General features: G+C 64.8%; 11 protein-coding genes and 3 other RNA genes. 6 read left to right on the forward strand and 8 right to left on the reverse strand.

Features of this window, described 5'->3' with window-relative positions; genetic code table 11:
* Positions 1 to 297: 297 nt before the first annotated feature.
* Positions 298 to 374, forward strand: a non-coding RNA gene (locus XcyCFBP4188_RS10940) — sX9 sRNA.
* A gap of 64 nt (positions 375 to 438) precedes the next feature.
* On the opposite strand, the gene XcyCFBP4188_RS10945 is transcribed toward XcyCFBP4188_RS10940, so the two are convergent.
* Positions 439 to 1119 carry a type 1 glutamine amidotransferase domain-containing protein gene (locus XcyCFBP4188_RS10945; protein ID WP_104592100.1) on the reverse strand — a complete coding sequence of 227 codons (681 nt, stop codon included), beginning with the start codon at positions 1117 to 1119 and terminating at the stop codon, positions 439 to 441.
* Between the two features lie 11 nt (positions 1120 to 1130).
* Between XcyCFBP4188_RS10945 and XcyCFBP4188_RS22855 the strand changes: the two genes are divergently transcribed.
* Positions 1131 to 1298, forward strand: coding sequence for a hypothetical protein (locus XcyCFBP4188_RS22855; RefSeq protein WP_155767035.1), 168 nt, complete (start codon positions 1131 to 1133; stop codon positions 1296 to 1298).
* Here XcyCFBP4188_RS22855 and XcyCFBP4188_RS10950 read toward each other — a convergent pair.
* The 3 genes from XcyCFBP4188_RS10950 to rsgA all read right to left on the reverse strand — a co-directional run bounded on the left by XcyCFBP4188_RS10950 (position 1293) and on the right by rsgA (position 3845).
* A non-coding RNA gene (locus XcyCFBP4188_RS10950) (sX9 sRNA) lies at positions 1293 to 1366 on the reverse strand. The genes XcyCFBP4188_RS22855 and XcyCFBP4188_RS10950 overlap by 6 nt on opposite strands.
* 123 nt (positions 1367 to 1489) lie before the next feature.
* Entirely contained in the window at positions 1490 to 2752 is a 1263-nt protein-coding gene (locus XcyCFBP4188_RS10955) for a flavohemoglobin expression-modulating QEGLA motif protein (RefSeq protein ID WP_006451985.1), read from the reverse strand.
* Position 2753: 1 nt separating this feature from the next.
* Complete coding sequence (gene rsgA, locus XcyCFBP4188_RS10960) at positions 2754 to 3845, reverse strand: ribosome small subunit-dependent GTPase A (RefSeq protein ID WP_104592101.1); 1092 nt, start codon at positions 3843 to 3845, stop codon at positions 2754 to 2756.
* A gap of 153 nt (positions 3846 to 3998) precedes the next feature.
* Here rsgA and XcyCFBP4188_RS10965 point away from each other — a divergent pair, with 153 nt between their 5' ends.
* From XcyCFBP4188_RS10965 to XcyCFBP4188_RS10975, 3 genes are read left to right on the forward strand one after another with little or no spacing between them, the layout of a single operon-like run.
* Positions 3999 to 5270, forward strand: coding sequence for a pyridoxal phosphate-dependent aminotransferase (locus XcyCFBP4188_RS10965; RefSeq protein WP_104592102.1), 1272 nt, complete (start codon positions 3999 to 4001; stop codon positions 5268 to 5270).
* Positions 5270 to 5893, forward strand: a complete 624-nt coding sequence (locus XcyCFBP4188_RS10970) for an SGNH/GDSL hydrolase family protein (protein ID WP_006449297.1) — start codon at positions 5270 to 5272, stop codon at positions 5891 to 5893. Before XcyCFBP4188_RS10965 ends, XcyCFBP4188_RS10970 begins: the two co-directional genes overlap by 1 nt.
* Before the next feature lie 57 nt (positions 5894 to 5950).
* Positions 5951 to 6622, forward strand: a complete 672-nt coding sequence (locus XcyCFBP4188_RS10975) for a class I SAM-dependent methyltransferase (protein ID WP_006449296.1) — start codon at positions 5951 to 5953, stop codon at positions 6620 to 6622.
* Positions 6623 to 6656: 34 nt separating this feature from the next.
* Here XcyCFBP4188_RS10975 and XcyCFBP4188_RS10980 read toward each other — a convergent pair.
* The 3 genes from XcyCFBP4188_RS10980 to XcyCFBP4188_RS11000 all read right to left on the reverse strand — a co-directional run bounded on the left by XcyCFBP4188_RS10980 (position 6657) and on the right by XcyCFBP4188_RS11000 (position 11290).
* Positions 6657 to 6732: non-coding RNA, sX9 sRNA (locus XcyCFBP4188_RS10980), on the reverse strand.
* 1182 nt (positions 6733 to 7914) lie between these two features.
* Entirely contained in the window at positions 7915 to 10098 is a 2184-nt protein-coding gene (locus XcyCFBP4188_RS10995; protein WP_104592103.1) for a TonB-dependent siderophore receptor, read from the reverse strand.
* Between the two features lie 415 nt (positions 10099 to 10513).
* Positions 10514 to 11290, reverse strand: a complete 777-nt coding sequence (locus XcyCFBP4188_RS11000; protein WP_006449804.1) for a polysaccharide deacetylase family protein — start codon at positions 11288 to 11290, stop codon at positions 10514 to 10516.
* 60 nt (positions 11291 to 11350) lie between these two features.
* Here XcyCFBP4188_RS11000 and grxD point away from each other — a divergent pair, with 60 nt between their 5' ends.
* Positions 11351 to 12277 (forward strand): Grx4 family monothiol glutaredoxin, encoded by a 927-nt coding sequence (grxD, locus tag XcyCFBP4188_RS11005; protein WP_104592104.1) that lies wholly within the window; start codon positions 11351 to 11353, stop codon positions 12275 to 12277.
* 439 nt (positions 12278 to 12716) lie between these two features.
* On the opposite strand, the gene XcyCFBP4188_RS11015 is transcribed toward grxD, so the two are convergent.
* Positions 12717 to 13283 (reverse strand): DUF924 family protein, encoded by a 567-nt coding sequence (locus tag XcyCFBP4188_RS11015; protein WP_006448582.1) that lies wholly within the window; start codon positions 13281 to 13283, stop codon positions 12717 to 12719.
* Between the last annotated feature and the right edge of the window lies 1 nt (position 13284).

Raw genomic sequence — 13284 nt, forward strand, 5'->3', positions numbered from 1 at the left:
AGACGATCTGCGGCTTGACTGCAGGGCCCTTGCCCGCCCACCGTCGCAGGACACGCCGCAAGTACGTCCGTGTAGGCTCTTACGCGGCATCCATGCCGCGTAAGGTCCCGCGACGGTGGGCGGGCAAGCGCCAGTCGAGATGGTCGGTGCGCTTGGTTGCGAGGACTGGATTGCGTTGAGCTTTCGGATGCTGCGGCATTCTGAATGCTGCGGCATTCTGAAAACGCACGACTCAAGAAAAGCTACAAAACTACTGCTCTCACCGTCAGGTGGGTGCGGCCGGTGCTCGGCATCGGCATGTACAACTCGTACATGCCCGCTCCTTCGCCTCGTCCGCACCCACCTGCACGACTAATCGCTACGTTTTGTCAGCCGCTCCAAATCAAAAGGCGCGGCTTGCTCCGGCGGTCGATGCACGACCACACGACAACCGCAAAATCAGCGCTTCAACAGCTCGAGCAACGTCTCGGCGGCTTTTTCGGACGAGGCCGGATTCTGCCCGGTCACCAGCGTGCCATCGGTCACCACATGCACGCCCCAGTCGGCGCCCTTCTCGTAACGTCCGCCGAGTTCGGTCAGCACGTCTTCGACCAGGAACGGCACGATCTTGGTCAGGCCAACGCCCTCTTCTTCGCCATTGGTAAAGCCGGTGACGCGGCGGCCATTGACCAGCGGCTTGCCATCGCTGCCCTTGACCCGACGCAGTACGCCCGGCGCGTGGCAGACCAGGGCATGCGGTTTGTCGGCAGCGGCGAAGGCTTCGATCAAGGCGATCGACTGCGCGTCTTCGGCCAGATCCCACAACGGTCCGTGGCCACCCGGATAGAACACCGCATCGAAGTCCTCCGCCTTGACGTCCGCCAGACGATGCGTGCTGGCCAATGCCTGCTGCGCGTCGGCGTCCTGCTTGAAGCGCTTGGTGGCATCGGTCTGTGCGTCGGGCTCGTCGCTCTTGGGATCCAGCGGCGACTGGCCGCCCTTGGGCGAGACCAGGGTGATGTCGGCGCCGGCATCCTTGAACACGTAGTACGGCGCTGCAAATTCTTCCAGCCAGAAGCCGGTTTTCTTGCCGGTATCGCCGAGCTGGTCGTGGGAGGTGAGCACCATCAGGATTTTCATCGCATTGCCTCGTGTCGTTGCCCATCTCGGGCGAGGCGACCAGTGTGTGGATCAGCCCGTTGCAACATCGTGTAGAACACGTCGCCGCGATGCATAAGGTTCAGCGCCACTTGCAGCAGGCCACGCAATTGCGAGGCCCGCTGCATCCGCAAGGGATGCGCGACTACCAAGAGCGCTAACAACACGTAGCGAGCAGTCCACAGGTGGTGCGGACGGCACGGAGGAACCGGGGTGTACGAGTGGCTATGCCGATTCCGAGCATTGGCCGCGACCGCCTGACGGCGAACGCAGTGGTTGTTTCAGCTGCGCTAAAATCGCGGTGCGTGTTCGCATCTACCCGGCAAGTGTTTGCACCCTGTCGTAACGATGCTCAGACATTCATCGCTGGCGGCTGCAGCTGATCCATGCGGATGCGATTGGCGAATAACGAAAACGCCAGCATGCCGGCCAGCCCGCTGACCCGGCTCACCCACGGCGGCAGCCAGCGCGGTGCAACCAGCACGCCGCTGTCGAACAAGGGCGCAAAGCGCGCCACATCGCCCAGCGCCATCTTGCCGGCAAACAGGTACCGGCACAGCTGCAGCTGGTCGCGCTGCAGGGAATGCCGGAAGAACGTGTGCACCGCGACCAAACCACGCAGATATACCGTGTCCTTGGTGAAGGCGCCGCCGCCTGCGGTGGGCACCCCGCGGAACACGCGTTGCGCCGAGGAAAAACTTTCGGTTGCGCTCTGCCCGCTGCTGGTGAAATAGCGGAACACCTCGATGAAGTCCGCGCCCGAGCGCGCCATCGCAATCGCCTCGATCCGCAGGCTGATGCGCTTCATGCGTTCGATGTCGATGCTACCGGTGATCTGCTCGGCGAACGTGGCCAGCCCTTCCTGGGTGGCCGTGGTGCGCGGCGAAGAGATCCCCAGGCTGGGCAGATGCACCTGCGCGCGGCCATTGAGTGCGGTCAGCGAATGCACCAGCGCTTCGTGATGGAACAACTGCGCGCGGTCGTAATCGCTGAAGGTGGCACCGCTGCGCAAGCGGATGCGATGCGCACCAGCGGCCGCTTTGGCCAGCAGATCCGGATCCAGGGTGACGGTGATGACGCGGCCTTCGAAGAACGCGTCCAGATCGTTCTGCAGCTGCATGCGCAAGGCGGTTGCCGAGACCGGCACCTGTTCTTCGGGCGCCAGCAGTTCGCGGTCCAGTTCCTGCGCAATCTGGATGAAATGCCGCGCCGCCTCGCGTGTGGTCGGGCCGTTGCCCGGCATCGGATCGTCGGGCACACCAAACAGTTGCGCCGAGTAATCGCTGACTGCGGTAGTGCCCAGCGATTCCAGCAGGCCGGCAGCCAGGCCCCAGCTATGCGCCGAGTCGATCAGATACGCGCCCAGCGGATGATGCGGATCGGCGGCCTTGGCAATCGCCGCCAATTCGCGTCGGGTATCGCCGAAATCCAGCGCCGGATACTCCACCTGCGGCAGTTCCGGCTGACCACGCGCCACGCTCTGCAGAAACGGCTCCTGCAGCGAGCGCGGCCAGCTGGCCAGAGCCAACAGACGCACGCCGCGCACCGCCTTGACCAGGCGCACATCCAGCGCCGCGTGATGGACGATGTCCGGCGGCGCCTTGCGCAGCGGCATTTCAGCGGCGCCCGGTGCGATCGACGCTGGCAGGCCGCCGGCCCGATCCCTTGCCCCGGTTGTTCTGCGCCAGGCGCGTGGCGAGTTTTTCGGCCGCAGCGGCTACTTCCACGCGCAGCTTCATGTAGTTGGCCACCCGCTCCGGATCCAGCGTATCGGCCTCGATCGCCGCACGCACCGCGCAGCCGGGCTCGGCGATATGCGCGCAATCGTTGAAGCGGCATTGCGCGGCCAATGCCTCCACATCCGAGAAACCGCCCTCGGCCAGGTCCTCTTCGCCAGTGGGCTTGAGCTCGCGCATGCCGGGCGTATCGATCAGGCAAGCACCGGACGGCAGCGGAATCAACGCGCGATGCGTGGTGGTATGCCGGCCGCGCGAATCGTTCTCGCGCACCGCATTGGTCTTCATCTTCTGCGACCCGAGCAAGGTGTTGGTCAGCGTCGACTTGCCGGCGCCCGATGAGCCCACCAGCACCGCGGTGCGGCCATCGCCCAGCCACGGCCGAAGCGCAGCCACGCTCTCGGGATCCTTGGCATTGACCGCGCGCAACGCGATGTTCTGCGCTTCCAGTTCCTCCAGCACCGCCAACGCATCCTCAGCGTATTCGGTCTGATCGGCCTTGGTCAGCACCACCACCGGCTCGGCACCGCCGCCGCCGACCAGCAGCAGATAGCGCTCGATGCGGCGCGGATTGAAATCCGCATCCAGCCCGCACACGATGAACACCGTATCGATGTTGGCCGCGATCACCTGCTGGTGGTAATGCTCACCGGCTGCCCCGCGCTTGATCGAGGTGCGCCGCGGCAGCAAGGCCACGATGCGCTTGCCGTCCATCAGCACCCAATCGCCCACCGCCGCCCGCTCATGGCTGGGAAACCGCGGCCGCTGCCACTCCGGCAACGACTCCGCCTTGAGACTGGCCTCCGGCGTATCGGCCACCACATAGCCGGTGCGGTGCTGCTCCACCACCCGCGCCGGCAGTGCCTGCGGATGCGCGGCAAAGATCGCCTGCCAGGCCGGGTCCTCGGCAGGGCCAGGCCAGGGCCAGCCGATGGATTGGAGGGTGGGGTAATCGGGGGGTGCGTTGCTCATGGGGCGATTCTAGCTGGCTGGCCGCAGTGGCTTGTGCAATCGGGCCCTGCGCCTGGACTGAAGCGCCCCTTGACATCGTTGCCGATGCAAGCATGCCCGCCTGTCATATTTCCGCTACCATGCCAAGCCTCACGCCTACAACCGGCCTGCCGTATGTCCACTGCCCAGCAAAAGCCGCTCGCCATCCGCGAGCGTCTGTCCGAAGTCCGCTACGAGATCCGGGGCGAGCTGGCGCGGCGAGCGCGGGAGCTGGAGGCGCAGGGCCGCAAGCTGATCAAGCTCAATATCGGTAACCCGGGTGCGTTCGGGTTCCGTGCGCCGGAGCATCTGCAGCGCGCGATCGCCGACGACATGGGCCGCACCGATCCGTACACCCATCAGCAGGGCCTGCCGGAAGCGCGCGAGGCGATCGCCAAGGCGTATTCGCGGCGCCAGCACCCCGATGCGCATCCTGACCGCATCTTCATCGGCAACGGCGTCAGCGAGCTGATCGACCTGTCGCTGCGTGCGCTGCTCAATCCCGGCGACGAAGTGCTGGTGCCCTCGCCCGACTATCCGCTGTGGTCGGCGGCGACCATCCTCAACGACGGCCGCCCGGTGTATTACCGCTGCGCGCCGGAGAACGGCTTCCAGCCGGACCCGGTGGAAATCGAAACCTTGGTGTCTTCTCGCACCCGCGCCATCGTGCTGATCAATCCGAACAACCCCAGCGGCGCCAGTTATTCGCGCGAGTTGCTGGAGCGCATCGTGGCGATTGCCACCAAGCACAATCTGTTGCTGATGGTCGATGAAATCTACGACCAGGTGCTCTACGACGATGCCGCCTTCGTGCCGGTCGCGCCGCTGGCCGGCGCGCATCCGTGCATCACCTTCGGCGGGCTGAGCAAGGTGCACCGCGCCTGCGGCTGGCGCGTGGGTTGGGGGCTACTGTCGGGCGAGCAATCGCGCATCAACGATCTGCGCAACGCGATGGACCTGCTTGGCGCGTTGCGCCTGTGCGCCAACGTGCCGGGCCAGTACGCCATCGATGCGGCAGTGAACGGGCCGGACACCATCTCGGCGCTGTGCGCGCCGGGTGGGCGTTTGTACGAAACCCGCCGTGCGGTGATCGAGGCCTGTGCAGCCAGCGAGCACTTGTCGCTGGTGGCGCCGGCCGGTGCGCTTTACGCGTTCCCGGCGGTGGTCGGCCCGGCGGCTCGCAATTTCGACGACCATGAATTTGCGCTCGAGCTGATGAACGAGGAAGGCGTGTTGGTGGTGCCGGGTTCCAGCTTCAACGTGCCGTACCGCCACCACTTCCGCGTGACCCTGATGCCGGAGGCGACGGTGATGCGCGATGTGTTCACGCGTATCGACCGTGCACTGGCACGGCGCGCCGAGGCGGTCACCAAGGTCGTGCCGCTCAAGTCGCGCAGCGTGGCCTGATGGCAGCGCCTGGTACGCCGTTGCGCTATCTGGCGCTCGGCGACTCGTACACCATCGGCGAAGGCGTTGCGTCTGCGCAGCGCTGGCCGGTGCAATTGGTCGAAGGTTTGCGTGCCTACGGCTGGAACGTGGCGCCGCCGCAGATCATCGCCACCACCGGCTGGACCACCGACGAGCTGCAGGCCGGCATCGATACAGCCGCACCGCAGGGGCCATTCGAGCTGGTGAGCCTGCTGATCGGCGTCAACAATCAATACCGCGGACGGTCGCTGGACGAGTACCGCAGCCAGTTCGATGCGCTGTTGCAGCGTGCGATCGGGTTCGCGGGCGGTCGTGCATCGCACGTGTTCGTGCTGTCGATTCCCGGTTGGGGGCTGACGCCGTTCGCGCATGCGCAGGGCGCCGATGCGGCGCTGATTGCCGCGCAGATCGATGCCTTCAACAGCGTCGCCTCCGATCTCTGCGCCAAACGTGCCGTACGCTTTGTCGACATCACCGCCACCAGCCGCGATGGCGACGATGCGGCAGACATGCTGGTCGACGATGGCCTGCATCCCTCTGGCGCGATGTATGCGCGCTGGACCGCATTGGCACTGCCTGCGGCGCGCGATGCTCTAAGCTAGCCGCGCAACATGCCTCACTGCCAAGGAACGACATTGCACAGCACCGCCACCCAACCCATGAGCCGCGCGCAGGCGCTGGCAATCGCGCGCGCGTTTCTGCCGCCGCATCCGCTGGGCAATCGCTACGATTACTACTACACGCAAGCCAAACTGCGCACCGATCCGCTGTATCCGGGCGTGCTGGCCGAACTGCGCAGCACCAACGCACCGGTACTGGATCTGGGCTGCGGCCTGGGCCTGCTCGCGCATGCATTGCGTGCCGATGGCCAGGCACTGGCGTATCACGGGGTGGATGTGGATGCGTCCAAGATCCGCCGCGCGCAACACATCGCGCAGCGCTCGGCGCTGGGCAACACGCAGTTCGCCGTGGTCGATCTGAGCGTGGCATGGCCGCAACACCGCGGCAGCGTGACCATCCTGGATGTGCTGCAGTATCTGCACGACGACATGCAGGCCAACCTGCTGCGCAGCGTGGCGCAGATGCTGACGCCGGGCGCGAAGCTGGTGATCCGCAGTGCCTTGGGCGATGCCAGCAGCCGTGGCCGCACCAGCCGCGTCACCGACGTGCTGGCGCATCTGAGCGGCTGGATGCAGCGCATGCCGCGCAGCTACCCTACCCGCGACAGCCTGCAGGCGCAGTTGGATGCCGCTGGTCTGCGCGCGACGTTTGCGCCGTTGTATGGGAATACGCCATTCAACAATTGGTTGATCGTGGCCGAACCGCGCTGAGGCGGTGCACGAAGTACTTGGCTCGATTTAGAACAGCTAACAAAACGTAGCAAGCGGTCGTCAGGCGGGTGTGGACGGCGCGAAGGAGCCGGGGTGTACGCGTGGAGCATGCCGCAGCGAGCAGCGGCCGCGCAGTCGTTTTAACGGCCGCTCTTGACGCTATGTGGATGATCCCAAGCTGCGTTGGTCGAGTGCGCGGTGCCCTCGCCGCTCGCGGGACACGCCGCAAGTACATCCATGTAGGCTCGGTGGCGGCATCCATGCCGCCACACGGTCCCGCAATCGGCGAGGACACCGCACCGGAAAGTTGGTCGGTCGTTTGATGAAAGCCTGCCTGTTGATCGCGTTGCGTTTTGCGTTGCGAAGCTAATCGGCCGCAGCGTTATCCGAGCAGCGCACGTCATGCATTGCTTGCACCATGCACACCGACCATCTCCACTGGCCCTTGCCCGCCCACCGTCGCGGGACCTTACGCGGCATGGATGCCGCGTAAGAGCCTACACGGACGTACTTGCGGCGTGTCCCGCGATGGTGGGCGGGCAAGGGCCCTGCAGCCAAGCCGCAGATCAACCGCTCTACAACTGATCTATCCGCACTCTCCATGCGTTTACAAGACACCCGAAATTTCGAGTCGTAGCGTTATGAGATGCAGCCACAAGCTAGTTAGTCGAGCGCGCGGTGCCCTCACCGCTCGCGGGACACGCCGCAAGTACGTCCATGTAGGCTCGGTGGCGGCATCCATGCCGCCACACGGTCCCGCAAGCGGCGAGGACACCGCACCAGAAAGTTGGTCGGCTGCTTTCTAAAAAGCTTGTTGGTTGCTCGGCTTGCGTTGGAAAGCTAACCGAACCCACCGTTATCCGAACAACATGCATCGTGTATTGCTTGCACCATGCACACCGACCAACCCGACTGGTCCTTGCCCGCTCACCGTCGCGGGACCTTACGCGGCATGGATGCCGCGTAAGAGCCTACACGGACGTACTTGCGGCGTGTCCCGCGAGGGTGGGCGGGCAAGGGCCCTGCAGCAAACCCTCAGATCAACCGCTCTGTAACTGATCTATCCGCACTCTCCATGCGTTCAAGACAACCGAGATTTCGAGTCGTAGCGTCATTAGATCCAGTGACAAGCTAGCTAGTCGAGCGCGCGGCGCCCTCACCGCACCAGAGAGTTCGCTGATTGCTTTGTTGAAAGCCATGCACACCGACACTCTCGACCGGTCCTTGCCCGCCCACCGTCGCGGGACCTTACGCGGCATGGATGCCGCTAGCGGCTGGCGCCTTGAGCGAGATCAGAACTTCCAGGACACGGTCAGCTCCACATCGCGTGGGTCGCCGTAGATCAGCTGGCTCTGATAGACGATGTTGGCGTAGTACTTGCGGTCGAACAGATTGCGCACGTTGAGCTGCGCCGACCACGCCTGGTTGATGTCGTAGCGCGCCATTGCGTTGGCCAGTAGCACGCTGCCCTGGGTCAGCCGCTGCGTGGTGCCCTGTGGCCCCAACATCAATTCGTGAATGGCCGACTGCCAACTTAGACCACCACCAACGCGCCATGGACCGGTTTGCCAACTGGTGAACAACGTCGCTTCGCGACGCGGACTGGTTGGATTCACGTCGACGCCGCTGGCGTCGTTGGCATCGAACTGGGCAAAGCCGAACGCGATGCGCCATTGCTCCGAAAGCTGGCCATCGAGCTGGAATTCCACGCCCTGGCTGACTGTGCCTTTGGCAGCGAGATAGGCCTGATCGGTGGTGCCGGGCACCAACTGGCCGGGGTCGTTGACGGCGAGGTTGTCCTGCTCGATACGGAACAGCGCCAATGCCGCATTGAGTTGGCCACCGAGGTACTCGCCCTTTGCGCCGACCTCGTAGCTGTTGCCTTGCAGCGGTTCGATATACCGCCCGCTACGGTCACGATTGCTCTGCGGTTTGAAGATGCCGGTGTAGCTGGCGTAGAACGAATGGTGATCGTCCACATCGAAGATCAGGCCGGCGTACGGCGTGCTGCGGCCGCGGCGTTCGTACGAGTTGGCCGGCACCAGTTGGTCGGTGTTCTTCCAGTCGGTGATGCGTGCGCCGACGATGGCCTTGAGCGCATCGGTCAGGCTGAAACGGCCGGCAGCGTAGGCGGCAACCTGGCGCACATCGCGCTCTTCGCCTTTGGTCAGCGGCGTCCACTCCGGCTGCGCCATGCGGCCGGTCCAGGCGTAGACGCTTTCGGCACTTAGCGGTTGCAGTGGTGCGTTGGACCAGCTGCGCAGGTTGCGATTCATCCAGGTGGCGCCAGCCACCAGTTCGTGTTCGCGGCCCCACAGCGTCAGCGGCACCGTGGCGTAGGCATCCAGACTGTTCTGCGCGCTCAAGGTGGGATAGCGGCCACCAAAGTTGCTGGCAAGGCCCAGGCCGGTGTCGCGGTCCGGGTAATCGAGATAGCCGAACAGCACCGATTTCCAATCGGCCTCGAAACGCTGATGCGAATACTCCACGTGCAGCTGCGTGCCGTTGTCGAAACGATGGGTCAGGCCGGCGAAGGCATTGGTGGTGTCGGCCACGCCGCGAGCCCAGCGCGGAGTGAACGAATCCGAGCGCGCAAAGTCGGTACGGCTGCCATCGCTGAAGTACGCCGGCACACCGCCCCAGGTGGTGCCGCGACCGTCGTTGCGCTGCTTGTTGACGCCGATGTAACCGCTGGTGGCATCGCTGAAATCGGCATCGACAATGCCGTAGAACAGCGACGATTGCTTGCTGTAGTAATCGCGGAAGGACTGCTTGTCTTCGTAACTGGTCACCACCCGTCCGCGCACGTTGCCTGCCGTGTTCAATGGCGATTGCAGATCCACAGTGCCGCGATAGCGGTCCCAGCGCCCCGCCGACAGATCCACGCGGCCCGCGAACACGTCGCTATTGGCATGCTTGCGCACCAGATCGATCGACGCGGCCGGGCTGCCCGCACCGGAGGTCAGTCCGTTGGCGCCGCGGATGATTTCGACGTGGTCGTAGATCGCCATGTTCTGCTGCACATCGCCGCTGTAGTCGGTGGGGATGCCGTCGATGCGGTAGTAGTCCACCTCGAAGCCGCGCGCGTTGATGTAGGTACGCTCGGTGTCCCAGGTCGGCGAGTTGAAGCCGGCCACGGTGTCGGTGACGTCCTGCAGCGATTGCAGATTGCGGTCGACGATCTGCTGGCGGGTCACCACCACCACCGATTGCGGCGTTTCGCGCAGCGAAAGTTGCAGCTTGGTCGAACTGCGCGCGACATCGGCGGTGTACGAGTCGGTGCCTTCGGTGGCAGCGCCGCGATGCGCGTGGATCTGCATGCGGTCCAGGTCGACCGGATCGCGCGTGCTCGACTGCGCCATCGCAGACAACGGCCATGCGCAGGCCAGCGCCAGCAAGGAATACGACAGGCGAGCGTTCAACAAACACACATCCGCACGCACAACAGCGCGCGCAGGAGCAATGCGATAAGACATGGTGTCAGCCTCATGAGCGAAACATTGCCGTCCGGGACGGCCGCTGAGGCTGGCGTCATGCATGCCATCGAAAGGCACGCACCATTTGCTGGCTGGGCGCGCATGTTCGATCCAGGTGAAAGTGCTGTCAATAGATCAGGGCACAAGGTCTGCCGCTGACGGCTGTGAATTGGCGTCTGTTTGTTGCAGCGAGTGATCGCAACCCGACGGACCCAGCGGCGACACCGCGACAGGCATTGGCTCTGCGCGCGCGCATCACATCCGGCGCTGTTTCAGCTGCATCCAGGCGCAGCTCACAGAGCGCAGCGAGCGGCCTCAGGCGGACATGCACGGCACAATCAGCACGACGTGCCGGCATCTAGAACTAAGCACCGGGCGCGCCTCGCGGTGAACGCAGCCGCCTTGCCGGGAACCTTCAGTCCGGACGCCGCCCAACTAACCCACGCTCCCGCATCGCCTCCAGCACGCCCCGCAGGATGGTCAGGTTGTGGCCGTGCGCGGCACCTTCGTGCAGCAGCACGATCGCGCCGGGGCGCAGGTCGCGCACGATGCGGGCGACGGTGGCGTCCGGCTCGCAATGCACGCCATCGAAGCCGCGTGCGCTCCAGGCCACACGGGTCAGGCCGTGCGCACGCAGCGGCGAGGCGACGAACGGGTTGGTCATACCCACCACCGAGCGGTACAGCCGTGGCGCCTGCCCGGTGATGGTGGCCAGCACGCGCTGCGCCTGGCCGATTTCCTGCGCCATGCGGCGCGGGCCCAGTGCCCAGAACCAGGCCTGCGGATGGGTATGGCTGTGGTTGCCGATGCCATGCCCGCGACACACGATCTCGCGCACCAGCTCAGGCCGCTGCTCGGCGCGTGCGCCGACCACGAAGAACGTGGCCTTGGCATCGTAGGCGTCCAGCAATTCCAGCATCGCCGGGGTGTCGTCGGAGGGGCCATCGTCGATGGTCAGCCACACCTGCGGCGCGTGTCCGGGCAGGCGTGCCAGTACCGGCGCATACAGGCGCGCGCGCGGCAGGAATACCGGCACCACGAACAGCGCGTGCGACAGCAACAGCGCCGGCACGCCCCAGATCCAGCCCAGGTGCCACCACAACAGCGCCACCGCAGCCTGCGAGAGGGCCAGCAGGCCAAGCCAGCGGTAAGGATGTGAGGGAATGCGATACAGCGTTTGCAGCGTGGTCATACCGCATGATGCCACGCGGCGTAGAATGGCTCGTCTCCACGATCTGACCGAAGTGCTGCCATGTCCCTCGATCCCGCCCTGCGTTCCCGTATCGATACGCTGCTGCAAGCCAGCCGCGTGGTGCTCTTCATGAAAGGCCAGCCCAGCATGCCGCAGTGCGGTTTCTCGGCCAAGGCGGTCGGCGTGCTGGACGGCCTGGGCATCGACTATGCCCACGTCAACGTGCTGGCCGACCAGGACATCCGCGAAGGCATCAAGGCCTATGGCGACTGGCCGACCATTCCGCAGTTGTACGTGGATGGCGAGTTGGTCGGCGGCAGCGACATCATCCTGCAGATGGCCGACAGCGGCGAGTTGAGCAGCATGCTCGGCCTGCAGGCGCCAGACCGGACTCCGCCCAAGATCACCGTCACCCCCGCGGCGGTCGAGATGCTCAAGGGCGCGCTGGCCGATGCGCCGGACGCCTCGCTGACGCTGTCCATCGACGCCGACTTCCAGCCGAACTTCCAGCTGGCGCCGACCAACCCGAATGCGATCGCGGCCGAATCCAACGGCCTGCGCGTGCAGTTCGACCTGGCCAGCGCGCGCCGCGCCGATGGCATCACCATCGATTGGGTGGACGACATCCGCGGCCGCGGCCTGGCCATCGACAACCCCAACGCGCCCAAGCCGGTGCAGGAACTGTCGGTGCGCGATGCCGACGACCGTCTCAAGGCCGGCACGCTGACCCTGGTGGACGTGCGCCCCGCCGACGAGCGTGCGCTGGCGTCGGTTGCCGCCCCGTTCCGCACGCTGGACGCGCACGAGCGTGCCGCCATCGAGCAGCTGCCCAAGGACACCCCGCTGGCGTTCCTGTGCCACCACGGCGGGCGCAGCCTGCAGGCGGCCGAGCACTTCCGCAGCCTGGGCTTCAGCAACGTCTACAACGTCACCGGCGGCATCGATGCATGGTCGGACCAGGTGGACAACGGCGTGGCGAAGTACTGAGCACGACGACAATTGCGCAGCAGTTTTGACGTAGCTATTTATTTACCTGTGCATATCGTTGCTGTCTCGGTTTAGAGCTGTCGTGTTCCATCGAGGGTCGAGGGCGCGGTGCCCTCGACCCTCGCGGGACACGCCGCAAGTACGTCCATGTAGGCTCGGTGGCGGCATCCATGCCGCCACACGGTCCCGCAATTGGTAAGGACACCGCACCAGACAGTTTGCCGGTTGCTTTATTGAAAACCCTGCACACCGACCATCTCGACTGGTCCTTGCCCGCCCACCGTCGCGGGACCTTATGCGGCATGGATGCCGCAGAAGAGCCTACATGGACGTACTTGCGGCGTGTCCCGTGATGGTGGGCGGGCAAGGGCCCTGCAGTGAAGTAACACCCCTAGGGACGCTGTAACTTAAACAGCGCCGAGAAACCCGCCGCCGCGCCTCAACCGGCAAATCCACCGTCATCGAGAAACTGCTGTTCTTCCGCGTTGCTCTCACGCCCCAGCACCGCATTGCGATGGGGGAAGCGCCCGAAGCGCTGGATGATCTGCTGGTGATGCACTGCCCAGTGCGTGGTTTCGGCATCGTCCAACGCGGTGATCAGCTGCACCGCGCGTGCCTGCTCCTGCAGATCTTCGGCATGCCCGAACGGCAAGTAGAAGAACAGCCGCAACTGCGCGGAGACCTGTCGATCGAAACCGCTGGCGAGTGCCTGCTTGGCGTAGTGCAACGCCAGGCCGTCGGTGGCATAGCAATGCGCGCTGCCGCGGAAGGCGTTACGCGGGAACTGGTCGAGCAGGATCAGCAAGGCCAATGCATCTTCGGCACCTTCCATCCAGTGCGCATACTCGCCGCGAGCGGCGGCAAAATGCTGCTCGCTGAAATGCTGGCGGAAGTTGGCATCGAACGCATCGTTGTGCGTGAACCAGCGGGCCGGGCCGGCCAGTTCCCAGAAAGCCAACACGACATCGGCCTGTTTGTTGCGCTCTGATTTGGCAATCATCGACATT

Source organism: Xanthomonas hortorum pv. cynarae (assembly GCF_002939985.1).
Classification (GTDB): domain Bacteria; phylum Pseudomonadota; class Gammaproteobacteria; order Xanthomonadales; family Xanthomonadaceae; genus Xanthomonas; species Xanthomonas hortorum_D.

What these genes read in the sequence shown, in the direction of transcription:
- XcyCFBP4188_RS10945 (WP_104592100.1), bottom strand. Translation starts at nt 1,119, where the DNA reads ATGAAAATCCTGATGGTGCTCACCTCCCACGACCAGCTCGGCGATACC.
- XcyCFBP4188_RS10955 (WP_006451985.1), bottom strand. Translation starts at nt 2,752, where the DNA reads ATGCCGCTGCGCAAGGCGCCGCCGGACATCGTCCATCACGCGGCGCTG.
- rsgA (WP_104592101.1), bottom strand. Translation starts at nt 3,845, where the DNA reads ATGAGCAACGCACCCCCCGATTACCCCACCCTCCAATCCATCGGCTGG.
- XcyCFBP4188_RS10965 (WP_104592102.1), top strand. Translation starts at nt 3,999, where the DNA reads ATGTCCACTGCCCAGCAAAAGCCGCTCGCCATCCGCGAGCGTCTGTCC.
- XcyCFBP4188_RS10970 (WP_006449297.1), top strand. Translation starts at nt 5,270, where the DNA reads ATGGCAGCGCCTGGTACGCCGTTGCGCTATCTGGCGCTCGGCGACTCG.
- XcyCFBP4188_RS10975 (WP_006449296.1), top strand. Translation starts at nt 5,951, where the DNA reads ATGAGCCGCGCGCAGGCGCTGGCAATCGCGCGCGCGTTTCTGCCGCCG.
- XcyCFBP4188_RS10995 (WP_104592103.1), bottom strand. Translation starts at nt 10,098, where the DNA reads ATGTCTTATCGCATTGCTCCTGCGCGCGCTGTTGTGCGTGCGGATGTG.
- XcyCFBP4188_RS11000 (WP_006449804.1), bottom strand. Translation starts at nt 11,290, where the DNA reads ATGACCACGCTGCAAACGCTGTATCGCATTCCCTCACATCCTTACCGC.
- grxD (WP_104592104.1), top strand. Translation starts at nt 11,351, where the DNA reads ATGTCCCTCGATCCCGCCCTGCGTTCCCGTATCGATACGCTGCTGCAA.
- XcyCFBP4188_RS11015 (WP_006448582.1), bottom strand. Translation starts at nt 13,283, where the DNA reads ATGTCGATGATTGCCAAATCAGAGCGCAACAAACAGGCCGATGTCGTG.